The following is a 13,962-nucleotide window of genomic DNA, read 5'->3' as shown; positions in this document are numbered from 1 at the left end:
ATGGGCAGTCGACTCTCCGCTCTCCTCGTCGCCTCCCACCCCGGCCCCGCCGCCGCGGTCACGACGTTCGTCGCACTGCTGTCGGTCAGCATCGGCCCACCCTCGGCGGGGCTCCTCGTCGTCGTGGTCGTGGCGGTGCTGAGCGGGCAACTGATCGTCGGTTGGACCAACGATCTGATCGACGCCCCGCGGGACACCGCGGTCGGCCGCACGGACAAACCGCTCGCCGTCGGCCGCCTCGACCCCGCCACCGTGCGGGTGAGCGTCGCGGTCGCGGCGGTGGTCTGCGTGGTGTTCTCGATGCTGTGCGGCGTCGTCCCGGGTGCGGTGCACCTCGTGCTGGGAGTCGGGTCGGCCCTCGCCTACAACGTGGGTCTGAAATCCACCGTCGTGTCGTGGCTGCCGTACACCGTCGCGTTCGGATCGGCGCCCGTGGTCGTCTCGCTCACCGTGGCCGACGCGATGCCGCCGTGGTGGATGATCACGGTAGGGGCGCTGCTCGGCTTCGGCGCCCACCTGGTCAACGTGCTGCCCGACATCGCCGACGACACGGCGACGGGAGTCCGCGGGCTGGCACACCGACTCCCTGCTCGCGTGGTCGCTCCACTCGCCGCGGGGGTGCTCGTCACCGCATCGATCGTGGGGGTCGTGGGGAGCGGGGCTCTCGGGCGCACCGGGGTGTCGACCGTAGCGGGCGGAGCCGCTCTGGCCGTCGTGGTCGTCGCCGCATGGATCGCGTCGACGAGCAGCGGACGGACACCGTTCCGCGCGGCCATCGTCATCGCCGGCGTGACAGTGCTGGTGCTACTGCTTCCGCGCTGACGTCTCGGCGGCAGGGGTCAGGTCGCCGGCGGCCTCGAGGTCGTCGGTGTCGCGGAACACCAGGCACCCGTTGTCCAGGGCCACCGCCCACCGGTGCGCCACGGCCCAGTCCCGACCCACGGACGACGAGTCCACGAAGTCGGCGAAGTCCTCGACGATCGATCCCGTCTCGAGAGGCCACGTCGTCGGATCCGAGTCGCGGTCGATCGAGTGCCGGGTGCGTACCCGCGCACCGACCTCGAACGTCGGCGGCGGCCCGGTCGGCTCCTGCGGCGTCGCTGCTCCGGGGTTGTTCAGGGTCGATGTCATGGCAGCCTCCTGCTGGTTCCTCGGCGCGGTTTCCCCTTTTCACACAGTTCACACATGGAACACCGAGATTCTCGTGATCTGATGGTGGGATGGCCATCACTTTCACCACACGCGTCCCGGAAGGTCCGATACGAGGCGGTGTCGTCGTCGTCCAGGAGGCGTTCGGCGTGACCGACCACATCGCGGAGGTCTGCGGCCGCTTCGCCTCGGCGGGATGGATCGCCGTGGCCCCGCATCTCTTCCACCGGGCCGGTGATCCGGTGGTGTCGTACGACGACATGGGCACCGCGATGGACCTCATCGGCGCACTGAAGGCCGAGGAGATCGACCAGGACGTCGATGCCGCGTTCGACGAGTTGGCCGGGTACGGCTACGGACCGAGCGGGTGCGCGATCGTCGGGTTCTGCATGGGCGGCACCGTCGCCTTCGAGACGGCGGTGCGGCGTCCACTCGGTGCCGCGGCCACGTTCTACGGCGGCGGCATCCGCGAGGGTCGCTTCGGCTACCCGCCGCTGCTCGACGGCGCCACGGCACTGCGAACGCCGTGGCACGGGTTCTTCGGCGACCTCGACACCGGGATCCCGGTCGACGACGTCGATTCGCTGAACGCCGCCGTCACCGACGCGCAGGTGGACACTCGCATCGCCCGCTATCCCGACGCCGAGCACGGCTTCCACTGCAACGATCGACCCGCCGTCTACAACGAACGGGCCGCGTACGACGCGTGGTCGCGCACCCTCGACTGGTTCGATCTGCACGTGGATCCGGCCGGGGAACAAGGACGGGCCCCTCGCGGTTGAGCCGGGCAAGTAGTTGATTCGTCAACTTTATCCCAGGAGGCCGACATGCCCGCAGTGACCGTCGACAACGTTCTCGCGCTCCCCCGCATCTCCACGCCGCAGCCCGGCTCGGTGAACCGGCCGGTCCGCGCCGTCACCACCGCCCCCACCGGCTACGAGGGCGAGGGGTTCCCGGTCCGACGTGCCTTCGCGGGCGTCGACATGAAGTACCTCGACCCCTTCATCCACATGGACCAGATGGGCGAGGTGAACTACGCGCCGGGCGAGCCCAAGGGCACACCGTGGCACCCGCACCGCGGCTTCGAGACGGTCACCTACATGATCGACGGGATCATGGACCACCAGGACTCGCACGGCGGTGGCGGTTCCATCACCGGCGGCGACACCCAGTGGATGACCGCGGGCAGCGGCATCCTGCACATCGAGGCCCCGCCGGAGCACCTCGTCGTCTCGGGCGGGCTGTTCCACGGCGTGCAGCTGTGGGTCAACCTCCCGCGCAACAACAAGATGGCGGCGCCGCGGTACCAGGACATCACCGGCCGCGAGGTCGCTCTCCTCTCGAGCCAGGACGGCGGCGCGCTGGTGCGCGTCATCGCCGGCGAGATGGACGGCCACGAGGGACCGGGATCGACCTACACGCCGATCACGCTGTCCCATGTCACCGTCGCCCCGGGTGCCTCGGTGACCCTGCCCTGGAACGCGCGCTACAACGCCATCGCCTACGTGCTGGGCGGATCCGGCACCGTCGGCACCGAGCGGCGGCCCGTACGCACGGGTCAGACCACGGTCTACGGCTCGGGCGACACCTTGACCTTCGCCGCCGCCGAGGGCACCGAGTCGATGGAGATGTTCGTTCTCGGAGGCGAGCCGATCCGCGAGCCCGTCGCGATGGCCGGGCCGTTCGTCATGAACACCAAGGCCGAGGTGCTCCAGGCGTTCGAGGACTTCCAGTCCGGGCGGTTCGGTCAGCCCTGATCGAGCGTCCCTCGCCCGATCACCATGGTGGCGTCCCGGTCCTCGTCGTGTACCACCGTCGGCTCCAGACCGGCGGCAGCGAAGATCTGTCGCACCGTGTCGGCCTGGGCCGCGGACGCCTCCACGATCAGTGATCCGCCGGGTGCCAGCCAGTCGCGTGCCTGTGCGGCCACGCGGCGCTGGACGTCCAGTCCGTCCGGTCCACCGTCGAGGGTGACGCGGGGTTCGTGATCCCGCGCCTCGGGCGGCATGGTCTCGATGGCCGACGAGGGAACGTACGGCGTGTTGGCGGTGACGACGGCGATCCCGTGGCGCAGGTGCGTCGGTATCGCGGCGAAGGTGTCGCTCTCGAAGACCGTGCAGCCCGGCAGGTTTCGACGAGCGCACGCCACCGCCACCGGGTCGATGTCGGAGGCGTACACCGTGGACCCCGGCGCCGAGCGCACCACCGCGGCGGCCACGGCACCCGAGCCGCAGCACAGATCGAGCAGCACGCCGCCGCCGAGTCGGCCGAGCGCCGCGTCCACCATGGCCTCGGTCCGTCGGCGCGGCACGAAGACGCCGGGCTCGACGAGCACGCGGCCCCCATGGAACTGCGCCCACCCCACGATGTACTCGAGCGGCTCCCCGGCGACACGGCGCGCGATCCAGTCGGCCAGCGTGCTCTCGTCCGGAGCCTCACCGATCAGCAGAGCTGCCTCGTCCTCGGCGAACACGCATCCGGCCGCCCTCAGCACGGCGACCGTCCGCGAGGTCACTCCGCGACGAGCCGCTCGATGGCGTGCAGGGGGATCGAGAGCCAGGTCGGGCGGTTGCGCGCCTCGTAGACGGCCTCGTACACGGCCTTGTCCAGCTCGTACGCTCGCAGCAGCGCCCACGAGATGCGCGGGTCGTGTCCCGCCACCTCGGTGTAGCCGTCGCAGAATGCGGACACGTTGCGCTCCACCCACTCCCGCGCCACGGGCTCGAGTCGCGCCCGTTCCTGCGAATCCTCGATCTCGACGACGTGGCTCATGGCGGCGTAGTCGAAAGAGCGGATCATCCCTGCCACGTCGCGCAGCGTGCTGTCCGGAGTGCGCCGCTCCTCGAACGTCTTCGACGGTTCGCCCTCGAAGTCGATGAGGACCCACCGCTCCGACGTGCGGAGCACCTGCCCCAGATGCAGGTCACCGTGGATGCGCTGGGTGTCGATGCCGCCCGTGCCCGCTGCCTGGTCGATCAGGGCCCGGATGCGCGGGAGGTACTGCTCCAGGTCGGCGATCACCGGCAGTGCCGTCTCCACGCGAGCGGAGATGTCGGCCGCCGTACCGGCCGCCGGCGCCAGGGACGTGCCCAGCACCGACGCGAGATCGGCGTGCACGGAGGCGACGGCGCGGCCCAGCTCGCGGGCCTCGCTCGTGAAGTCGGACGTCGTCACGTCACCGCTGGCCAGGACGTCCCGCACGCTGGCCTGCGCGGTGGTCCACCCCTCGGTGGATCCCGCCACGAAGTCCTGCGCCATGGCGAGGGTCGTCTCGGTGTGGTCGATGTCCGCTTCCATCCATCCGCGCAGCGGCGCGACGTTCTCGCACCCCGCCTGGCCCAACGCCCGGTGCAGCTCCACGTCGGGATTGATGCCGATCGTGACGCGCCGGAAGATCTTCAGCAGATGGTGGTCGCCCAGGATGACCGACGTGTTCGACTGTTCGGCGCCCAGCACCTTTCCGCGCAGGCCGGTCTGCAGGTCGCTGCCCGGCATCGCCAGGAAGCGCACCTCGCCGGTCCCGCCGGTGGCCAGGAGGTCGGAGTAGACCGAGATGGCGTCGGGATCACGCAGGGCGTCGAACACCACCGCGCCGCCGTCCCGAGTGACGACCCACGGGTCGAGGTCCTCGTCCACCGAGGCTCGGACACCGAGAGGCACCTGGAAGATCTGGGGCTCGGCGCCCTCGAGGTCCACCCGCACGAGTACGTGCTCGACCACGAGCTCGGACGTGGTGGCCAGCGTCTCCCGCGTGAGCAGATGCACTCCGGTGACGGTGTGACCCTTGGCCGAGAACCACCGCTGTTCCGGCAGCCAGGCGGCGAGTGCGCCGAGGAGGGCGCCCTCGTCGAGGGGTGGCGGCGCGACGGGCTCGTCGATGCTGTGCTGTTCCGTGGACATGAGCCTCGGTTACCCCGAATTCTCTCGTCGACAACGTGACCCTGCGCGGACCAGCGTAATGCCCCGTCGACCCCGCGCATCTCGTCCGGCCTGTCAGGATGGAGGCATGACCTCGGACGCATCACTCGCACGGCCCTCGGGCCTGGACCTGAAGTTCGTCGACGCCGGCACCAGGGCGCAGGACGATCTCTTCGAGCACGTCAACGGCCGCTGGCTGGCCGAGTACGACATCCCGGCCGACCGCGCCGTCGACGGCGCATTCCGGACACTGTACGACCGGGCCGAGGAGCACGTCCGCGACATCATCCAGGTCGCGGCGGACTCCAGCCCGGCGCCCGGCTCGGACGCCGCGAAGATCGGTGACCTCTACAGCAGCTTCCTGGACGCCGACGCCATCGAGGCGGCCGGCACCGCGCCGATCGCCGACGAGCTTGCGGCGGTGGCCGACGCCACCGACAGCGAGGCGCTCGCCCGCGTACTCGGCACTCTGCAGCGCACCGGTGTCGGCGGCGCGGTCGCGCACTACGTCGACACCGACTCGAAGAAATCGGACCGCTACCTCGTCCACTTCTCGCAGTCCGGCCTCGGCCTCCCCGACGAGTCGTACTACCGGGAGGACGAGCACGCACAGGTTCGCGAGCAGTACGCCGGGCACATCGGCGCCATGTTCGCCCTCGCGGGCGTGACCCGTTCCGCAGCGAGCGTCCTCGATCTCGAGACCGCCCTGGCGGCGGGCCACTGGGACGTGGTGAAGCGCCGCGACGCCGATCTCTCCTACAACCTGACGACGCTCGCGTCGCTGCGAGCGGACGCGCCCGGCTTCGAGTGGGGCGCCTGGATCGAGGGCCTCGGCGCCGACGCGGACCGGCACTTCGCCGAGATCGTCGTCCGCCAGCCCGAGTTCCTCACCACGTTCGCGGAGCTGTGGTCGACGCGGAGCCTCGACGCCTGGAAGGCCTGGGCCACCTGGCGCATCCTCCACTCCCGCGCGCCGTACCTGACGTCCGCGATCGTCGACGAGAACTTCGCCTTCTACGGCCGGACGCTGACGGGAACCGAGACCAACCGCGAGCGCTGGAAGCGCGGCGTCTCCCTCGTACAGGACCTGATGGGCGAGGCGGTGGGAAAGCTGTACGTGCAGAAGCACTTCCCGGCCGATTCGCGGACGCGCATGCAGGAACTGGTGGCCAACCTCGTCGAGGCGTACCGGCGCAACATCTCCGACCTCGAGTGGATGAGCCCGGAGACGCGGACGGCCGCGCTGGCGAAGCTCGACAAGTTCACCCCGAAGATCGGCTACCCGGACACCTGGCGGGACTACTCCTCGCTGCTGATCGACCCGGCGGACGTGGTGGGCAACTACCGCCGCGGCTACGAGGCCGAGTACCAGCGCGATCTGGACAAGCTCGGTGGTCCGGTGGACCGCGGCGAGTGGTTCATGACCCCGCAGACCGTCAACGCCTACTACAACCCGGGCATGAACGAGATCGTGTTCCCCGCCGCGATCCTGCAGCCCCCGTTCTTCGACCCGGACGCCGACGACGCCGCGAACTACGGCGGAATCGGTGCGGTCATCGGACACGAGATCGGCCACGGATTCGACGACCAGGGAGCCAAGTACGACGGTGACGGCAACCTCGTCGACTGGTGGACCGACAGTGATCGCAGCGAGTTCGGCAAGCGCACCACGGCGCTGATCGAGCAGTACGACTCGTTCGAGCCGAAAGCTCTTCCCGGACACCACGTCAACGGGAAGTTCACGATCGGCGAGAACATCGGTGACCTCGGTGGTCTGTCGATCGCCGTCGAGGCGTACAAGATCTCACTGAACGGCTCCGCGGCCCCGGAGATCGACGGCCTGACAGGGCTCCAACGTGTCTTCTTCGGTTGGGCGCAGGTGTGGCGCACCAAGGCGCGGGACGCGGAGGCGCTGCGCCGCCTTTCCATCGATCCCCACTCGCCGCCCGAGTTCCGGTGCAACGGCGTGGTCCGCAACCTCGACAGCTTCCACGAGGCCTTCGAGGTGACGGAGCAGGACGCGCTCTACCTGGATCCGCAGCAGCGCGTCCGCATCTGGTGATCTAGCGCAGGCGCAGGCCGGACTCGGGATCGAAGAAGTACACCTCACCCGCGTCCGGCCTGACGCGCAGGCGCTCGCCCGCACCGACCACGACACGACGATCCACCCGCACCACCACGCGGCCACCGCGGGCCGTCCAGCCGGCGTCCGCCGGTCCGACCGAGTAGGCGAACGACTCCGCCCCCAGTTCCTCGACCAGCTCGGTGGTCAGCTCGACCGCCTCGGTGTCGGACTCGCCCACCAGTTCCCACGACTCGGGGCGGACCCCGACGACGATCCTCCCCTTGTGTGCGGCGGGCACCGGGATGCGCGCGCCACCCAGGACGGCGTGGCCGTCCACCACATCCGTCTCGAGCAGATTCATCGCGGGCGAGCCGATGAACGACGCGACGAAGTCGTTGACCGGATTCGCGTACAGCTCACGGGGACTCGCGACCTGCTGCAGGAGTCCGCTCTTCAGGACCGCGACCCGGTCCCCCATCGTCATGGCCTCGACCTGATCGTGCGTCACGTACACCGTCGTCGTGCCGAGCCGGCGCTGCAACGACGCGATCTGCGACCTCGTGCTCACCCGGAGCTTCGCGTCCAGGTTGGAGAGCGGCTCGTCCATGCAGAACACCTCGGGGCGACGCACGATCGCGCGCCCCATCGCCACGCGCTGACGTTGGCCGCCGGACAGCTTGCCCGGACGCCGGCCGAGGAGGGGCTCGAGCTCGAGCATCCGAGCCGCCTCCTCGACGCGGACGGCCGTGTCCGCCTTCGACATTCCCGCGTTGCGCAGCGCGAATCCCATGTTCTCCGCCACCGTCATGTTCGGATACAGCGCGTAGTTCTGGAACACCATCGCGACGTCACGTTCCTTGGGTGCGAACCCGCTGACGTCCTTGCCGCCGATCTCGATGCGCCCGCTCTCGATCGCCTCGAGCCCGGCGAGCATGCGCAGGCTCGTCGACTTGCCGCATCCCGACGGTCCGACGAGCACGAGGAACTCGCCGTCCGCGATGTCCAGACTGAGCGCGTCCACCGAGGGAGTCGGTGCTCCCGCGTAGCGGTGGGTCGTCTCCACGAAATGTACCGAGGCCATGACAGAGGTGGTCCGCTTCTACTTGGGCAGCTTGGGAGTGATCTGGCGATCGATGATCTGCTGCAACTGATCCTGCACACCCGAGAACGTCGACGCGACGTCGGCGTTCTGCAGGGCGATCTGCTCGAGACCCGCACCGATGATCTGATCGCCGCCGGGCACGAACACGCGGGCGTAGTCCTGCGACCGGGTCCGCGCGAGCTGGTCCACCGCGGTCCGCGAGCGGGGGTTCTGCTCGAGGAACGCGACCTCGGAGGCGTCGGTGGCGGACGACTTGCGCACCGGCATGTAGCCGACGTTCTGCGAGAAGTACGCCGTGTTCTCGGTGTTGGTCACGAACTCGATGAACTTGAGCGCGTTGATCTTCCGCTCGTCCGGGATGTTCGCCGGGATGGCCAGTCCGGCGCCACCCGTCGGGCACCCGGGAGTGCCCGCCTCGGCGGGGAGGAACGCCGTGCCGAAGTCGAACTTCGCGTTCTTCGTGATGCCCGACAGGTCGCCGGTCGACGCGATGGTCGAGCCGAGCAGGCCCGCGGAGAAGTCGTTGGCGATGTCGTTGGACACGGCCGCGTACTTCTTCGTGTGGATCATGTCCTTGAGGAAGTTGCCGGCCTCGATGGTGCGCTCGTCGGTGAACTTCAGATCGAACTCGTCGGAGTAGCTGCCGCCGAACGTCCAGATCGGGCCCTCGAAGGTCCACCCCAGATAGTCCTCCGCGTTGCCCCAGCCGTGCGCGAGCTTGCCGGATCCGATGGCGCGCTGGATCTCCGGGCCCCACTGGTCGAACTCCTGCCACGTGGCAGGCCCGCGATCCGGGAGTCCGGCAGCAGTCCACACCTCGCGGTTGTAGTAGAACAGCGGGGTCGAGCGGGCGTAGGGCAGCGCCCACGTCTTGTCGTTCCAGTTGTAATCGGCGACGAGCGAGTCGACGTAGTCGCTCGTGTTCACGCCCGCCTGCGAGAACAGGTCGTCCAGCGGCGAGATCGCGCCGAGCAACGCGAAGTTGAACCACCACACGTCCGAGAGCAGCACGACGTCCGGCAGCGACCCGCCCGACAGCGCCGCGTTGAACTTCTGCGCGATCTCCTCGTAGTTCTTGCCGCCGTCGACCATCTGCACCGTCAGGTCGGGATTGGCGGTCTGGAAGCGCGAGATGAGCTCGTTCTCGATGTCCTTCGAGCTGCCCGGGTGGGACGACCAGAACGTGATGGTACTGGCATCGCCACCACCGGACGACGACGAGCTGCTCGTCGAACTCGTTCCGGCACAGGCGGTGAGAGCGGCGCCCGCGGCGACGGCACCGGACAGTCCGAGGAATCCGCGGCGAGAGAATGGCTGCATCATGTGCTCCTTGTTCATAGGTTGGTCAGCCCTTGACGGCGCCGGAGGTGAGTCCCTTGATCATGTGGCGTTGCAGTGCGAGGAAGACGACGAGGATGGGCAGCATGGTGAGCACCGTGCCGGCCATGACGGGCCCCCAGTTGGTGACGCCGTCGTTGTTCTGCAACTGGGTCAGGCCCACCGGCAGCGGCGCGACGGACGAGTCGTCCGACATCAGGAACGGCCAGAGGTACTCGTTCCACTCGTTCACCACGGTGATGGTGGCGAACGCGACCATGGTCGGGCCCGACAACGGCAGGACCACCCGGAACAGCAGACGGACCGGGCCGGCGGCGTCCATGCGGGCGGCCTCGATGATCTCCTGCGGTATCGACAGGAAGTGGTTGCGCATGAGGAACGTTCCGAATGCCACGCCCGCCAGCGGCACGATGATGCCCTGGAAGGTGTTGCGCCACCCCAACTGTGCCACCAGCGCGTAGTTGGAGATCACCGTGATCTGGTTCGGCACCATCAGTGCGGCGATGATCACGAGGAAGACGATCGTCTTGCCGGGAAAGCGCAGGAAGACGAGGCCGTAGGCGCTGAGCACGCCCAGCGCGAACTTCACGACGGCCAGGATGCTGGTGATGATCAGGGAGTTCTTCAGGAACGTCCAGAACGGAACGGTGGTCGTCGCCTCGTCGTAGTTCTCCGGGCGGAACACCGCGGGCCACCAGACCGACGGCTGCACGTAGATGTCACCGCGCTCCTTGAACGAGGTGACGACGATCCAGAAGAGCGGCAACCCGATGATGACGATGACCACGACCATCGCTGCGTAGCCGAAGAGTGTGGAGAGTCGACGACGCCGGGCGGCGTCCCGCGCCGGGCGGGCATCGTCGGCAGTGGCGGCGGCCGGTGCCCTGTCGATCACGCTCATCGCGCATCACCTCGATCCATGACTCGCACCTGCAGGACGGTGATGATCAGCAGCACCAGGAACATGATCGTGGCGACGGTCGCACCGTAGCCGGCCCGGAAGTTGCGGAACGACTCCTCGTACACCTGATAGACCAGCGTGGTGGTGCCGGTACCCAGCGGACCGCCCCGCGTCATCACGTTGATGATGTCGAAGACCTGCAACGAGTTGAGCATGACCGTGATGGACAGGAAGAACGTCGTGGGACGCAGCTGAGGAAGCGTCACCTTGCGGAACGTCGTCCACCGACTCGCGCCGTCGATCTGCGCGGCTTCGGTCAGATCCTGCCGAAGACCCTGCAGCGCTGCGAGATAGATGACGAAGGCGTAGCCCAGGTTCTTCCACAGGTACGTCACGGTGATCATGAACAGCGCCCACCCGGGGCTCTGGTAGAAGTCCGGCACTCCCTCGAAGCCGAACCGCCGCATGACGTCCTGGATCAGGCCGAAGTTCGGATCGAACACGAACTGGAACGCCACACCGATGGCCGCGCCGGAGATGACGAACGGAGCGAAGACGGCCGAGCGGACGATGTTGCGGCCGCGCAGCTTGCGATCGAGGAGCATCGCCAGGACGAGTCCGAGGAGCATGCTGCCCGCCACCGCCGCGATGGTGAAGATGACGGTGTTCGACACGATCTGCCACGTGTCGCTGCGCCCCCACCATTCGCGATAGTTCGAGAGACCGATGAAGGTCGACGTCGGCGACGAGATGTTCCAGTCGAAGAACGAGAGCCTGATGTTGTCCAGCAGCGGCCGGTAGGTGAACACGCCCAGCAGGACCAGGTTCGGCCCGACCAACACCAGGAACAGCGCGTAGTCGCGCCACGGTCGACGGAGGAAAGATCGTTGTGCGGGTGGCAGTTCCGGCAAGGTGCGCTGGACCACCGGCCGCGATCGCGGCGGGCTTGCTCTCACCGGTGGGACATTAGCGTAGGTAAAGCGAACGAATGGTGAACATGGACCGATCAGTATCGGTCCGAGATGTGATCGTTCAGAGTTGCCAGTCGCCGAGGCCGTCGCGGCCGTTCAGAATGCCGCCGTCGGTGTTCTGCACCACCACGGGATCACCCTTCTGGGCCGTCTCGAAGAACCATTTCGCGTCCTCGGTGCTGACGTTGAGGCAGCCGTGGCTGACGTTCTCGACACCCTGACTGTCCACCGACCACGGCGCGGCGTGGACGAAGATGCCGCTGTTCGACATGCGAGTGGCGTACTCCACGTAGGTCCGGTAGCCCTCGGGCGCATCGACCGGCACGCCGTAGGTGGACGAGTCCATGTACATGTCGCGGAAACGCTCGCCGACGATGTAGGTGCCGTTGGGCGTCTCGTGGCCGACCTTGCCCATCGAGGTGGGCATCGTGCGCACCACCTCGCCGTTGCGCGTCACCGTGATGGTCTTGGTGTCGTCGTCGGCCGTCGTGACGATCGCGTCGCCGACGGTGAAGGTGGACGACGCGTCTCCCGCGGTCACCGTCACGGTCGTGTTCGCCGGCCAGAAGACGTCGGGTCGCCAGCGGACCTGGCTGTCGGAGAACCAGAAGAAGCGGCCGGCGACGTCACCGGCGGACGTGGTCACGTCGATCGCCCGCTCGGCGACCGCGCGGTCGTCGATCGGGGCAGCGAACCGGACGATGATCGGCTGCGCGACACCGACGACCTCGCCCGCGGACGGGTTCAGTGCGGGAGCGGAGAAGTTCGCGGGACCACGCGGCGCCTCGACGGGTGCGGGCGGGGCGACCGGCGGTGTCGGGACACCGGGCGCGGGGGCGGTGATGCCGGGGATCGGAGGGAGCGAGATGTCCGGGCCACCGGGCCACAGCGGCGCCGCGGAGGCGGGCACGGCCACCCCGACGGTGACGGCGGCCGCGGCGAGGACGCCTGCAGCCGAACGAGCGAGGAAACGAGCCGAACGTCGAGCACCCATGCTTGTGAACCATCCCTAGCGAAGTCGCTGTACCTGATCGCACCGCAATTAACACATACGGGTGGTCCCCATCGCCAATCGGGTAATGTGGTGAGACACCCGGGAGGGCGCTGACTGCGCCGTGTCGGGATGACGTAGGACTCCTGTCAAACCACGGCGGCGGTCGAGGGTCGAGCACGTTCCTCGCGAACGCGCCGACATGACGGAAGGGCACACGCCGTGGTGATCGACGACCGAACCAACACAGCCGGAAGCAGGCCGGCCCGTCCCGTGCTGTTCTCCGGCGACCGGGACGGGGGCGGACTCAGCGATCTGCTCGGTCCCGAGAGCCTCCGCACGTCGTTCCAGCGCATCATCGATCTGCAGACCGATGCCATCGTCGGGTACGAGGCGGTCGTTCTGGGTCCCGCCGACTCGTCGTTCGCCGACCCCGTGTCACTCGCGTCGGCCGCGAAGTCGATGGGCATGACACCCGACCTCGACGCCGCGCGGTGGAACGGAGCGCTCAGCGAGGCCGCGCGCGCCGAGCTTCCTCGTGAACTGCCCCTGTTCATCGCGGTCGACCCCGACTCCCTCACGGAACTGCCCGACCTGCGGGACCACGACATGGGCGGCGCGGTGCTGCAGTTCGACGAGACCGCGCTCATCCGACGACCGGCGCACCTGATGCAGGTGGTCGCCGAGGTCCGACGACTCGGCTGGGCCATCGCCGTCGACCACGTGGGAGTACGGCCCGAGTCCCTCGCTCTGCTCCCGCTGCTCGAGCCGGACGTGATCAAGCTGGACCGGACCCTCCTGGCCACACGCCCCAATCGCTTCACGGCCCGCGTGGTCAACGCCGTGGCGGCCCAGGTGGAGCGCACCGGCGCCGTGGTCATGGCCGAGGGCATCGACACTGCACGAGCAGCGCTCACGGCGCAGGCCATGGGAGCGCGTGTCGGCGAGGGCTCCCTCTACGGATCGACCACCGACCTCTCCGTCGACAGTCCCGTGGGATCACCCCTCGAGTTCGAGATCGCGCGCGATCGCGGCTTCACCCCGATGTCGACGCCGTACAACCTGGCTGCCGGCGGTCGCGACGTACGCCGCGCGAGCAAGCGTCTGCTCATCGAGATCAGCAAGAACCTCGAGGCGATGGCGACCGACAGCCAGCAGACCGCGCTGATGCTCGGAGCGTTCCAGCACGTCAAGCACTTCACGCCCATCACCGGACGACGGTGGGAGCTGATGGCCATGAACGCGACGCTCGTCGGCGCGCTCGCGGAGAACATCGGGACCGAGCCTGCCCCGAAGATCCGCGGCGCCAACCTCGCCGCGTCGGACGCGTTGCGCGAGGAATGGGACGTCGTCGTGCTGACGCCCCACTTCTCCGCGGTGCTCGCTGCCCGCGACCTCGGCGACACCGGACCCGACATGGAACGTCGGTACGACTACGTGCTGTCCCACGACACGACGCTCACCATCGAGTGCGCGCGGTCCCTCATCGCCCGGCTGCCTCCCGAACGAAGCGGTTCCTGGTAGAAG

13 protein-coding genes are annotated in these 13,962 nt (G+C 68.4%); 5 read left to right on the top strand and 8 right to left on the bottom strand.

Features of this window, described 5'->3' with window-relative positions:
- Window positions 1-822, top strand: coding sequence for a UbiA family prenyltransferase (locus OG947_RS12195; protein WP_328811051.1), 822 nt, complete (start codon window positions 1-3; stop codon window positions 820-822).
- On the opposite strand, the gene OG947_RS12190 is transcribed toward OG947_RS12195, so the two are convergent.
- On the bottom strand, window positions 805-1,131 hold the full coding sequence (locus OG947_RS12190; protein ID WP_222632237.1) for a hypothetical protein: 327 nt from the start codon (window positions 1,129-1,131) through the stop codon (window positions 805-807). The two genes, OG947_RS12195 and OG947_RS12190, sit on opposite strands and share 18 nt — an antisense overlap.
- Window positions 1,132-1,220: 89 nt before the next feature.
- On the opposite strand from OG947_RS12190, the gene OG947_RS12185 reads away from it, so the two are divergent.
- Together OG947_RS12185 and OG947_RS12180 are read left to right on the top strand one after the other, a co-directional pair.
- Window positions 1,221-1,931, top strand: a complete 711-nt coding sequence (locus tag OG947_RS12185; RefSeq protein ID WP_328811938.1) for a dienelactone hydrolase family protein — start codon at window positions 1,221-1,223, stop codon at window positions 1,929-1,931.
- A gap of 45 nt (window positions 1,932-1,976) precedes the next feature.
- Window positions 1,977-2,906 (top strand): pirin family protein, encoded by a 930-nt coding sequence (locus tag OG947_RS12180; RefSeq protein ID WP_056441134.1) that lies wholly within the window; start codon window positions 1,977-1,979, stop codon window positions 2,904-2,906.
- On the opposite strand, the gene OG947_RS12175 is transcribed toward OG947_RS12180, so the two are convergent.
- The gene (locus OG947_RS12175; protein WP_222632243.1) at window positions 2,897-3,664 is read right to left on the bottom strand and encodes a putative protein N(5)-glutamine methyltransferase; all 768 of its coding nucleotides are present in this window, start codon (window positions 3,662-3,664) and stop codon (window positions 2,897-2,899) included. The genes OG947_RS12180 and OG947_RS12175 overlap by 10 nt on opposite strands.
- Window positions 3,661-5,049, bottom strand: coding sequence for a maltokinase N-terminal cap-like domain-containing protein (locus tag OG947_RS12170; RefSeq protein WP_222637932.1), 1,389 nt, complete (start codon window positions 5,047-5,049; stop codon window positions 3,661-3,663). Before OG947_RS12170 ends, OG947_RS12175 begins: the two co-directional genes overlap by 4 nt.
- 106 nt (window positions 5,050-5,155) lie before the next feature.
- Here OG947_RS12170 and OG947_RS12165 point away from each other — a divergent pair, with 106 nt between their 5' ends.
- Window positions 5,156-7,129, top strand: coding sequence for a M13 family metallopeptidase (locus OG947_RS12165; RefSeq protein WP_328811937.1), 1,974 nt, complete (start codon window positions 5,156-5,158; stop codon window positions 7,127-7,129).
- 1 nt (window position 7,130) lies between these two features.
- On the opposite strand, the gene OG947_RS12160 is transcribed toward OG947_RS12165, so the two are convergent.
- The 5 genes from OG947_RS12160 to OG947_RS12140 form a co-directional block, all read right to left on the bottom strand.
- Entirely contained in the window at window positions 7,131-8,213 is a 1,083-nt protein-coding gene (locus OG947_RS12160; protein ID WP_056441124.1) for an ABC transporter ATP-binding protein, read from the bottom strand.
- An 18-nt stretch (window positions 8,214-8,231) separates the two neighbouring features.
- Window positions 8,232-9,554 (bottom strand): ABC transporter substrate-binding protein, encoded by a 1,323-nt coding sequence (locus OG947_RS12155; protein WP_027506126.1) that lies wholly within the window; start codon window positions 9,552-9,554, stop codon window positions 8,232-8,234.
- Between the two features lie 25 nt (window positions 9,555-9,579).
- Window positions 9,580-10,473: a carbohydrate ABC transporter permease gene (locus OG947_RS12150; protein ID WP_222632249.1), complete on the bottom strand. Its 894-nt coding sequence runs from the start codon at window positions 10,471-10,473 to the stop codon at window positions 9,580-9,582.
- Window positions 10,470-11,429: a carbohydrate ABC transporter permease gene (locus tag OG947_RS12145; protein ID WP_442973061.1), complete on the bottom strand. Its 960-nt coding sequence runs from the start codon at window positions 11,427-11,429 to the stop codon at window positions 10,470-10,472. Before OG947_RS12145 ends, OG947_RS12150 begins: the two co-directional genes overlap by 4 nt.
- Before the next feature lie 76 nt (window positions 11,430-11,505).
- Window positions 11,506-12,438 carry a L,D-transpeptidase gene (locus tag OG947_RS12140; RefSeq protein WP_204869291.1) on the bottom strand — a complete coding sequence of 311 codons (933 nt, stop codon included), beginning with the start codon at window positions 12,436-12,438 and terminating at the stop codon, window positions 11,506-11,508.
- A gap of 219 nt (window positions 12,439-12,657) precedes the next feature.
- On the opposite strand from OG947_RS12140, the gene OG947_RS12135 reads away from it, so the two are divergent.
- Window positions 12,658-13,959: an EAL domain-containing protein gene (locus OG947_RS12135; RefSeq protein WP_328811936.1), complete on the top strand. Its 1,302-nt coding sequence runs from the start codon at window positions 12,658-12,660 to the stop codon at window positions 13,957-13,959.
- Window positions 13,960-13,962 lie beyond the last annotated feature (3 nt).

The sequence above is a fragment of the Rhodococcus sp. NBC_00297 genome, from assembly GCF_036173065.1.
GTDB lineage: Bacteria > Actinomycetota > Actinomycetes > Mycobacteriales > Mycobacteriaceae > Rhodococcoides.
Note: the sequence above shows the minus strand (reverse complement) of the source record. Positions and strands in the feature narration are given on the sequence as shown.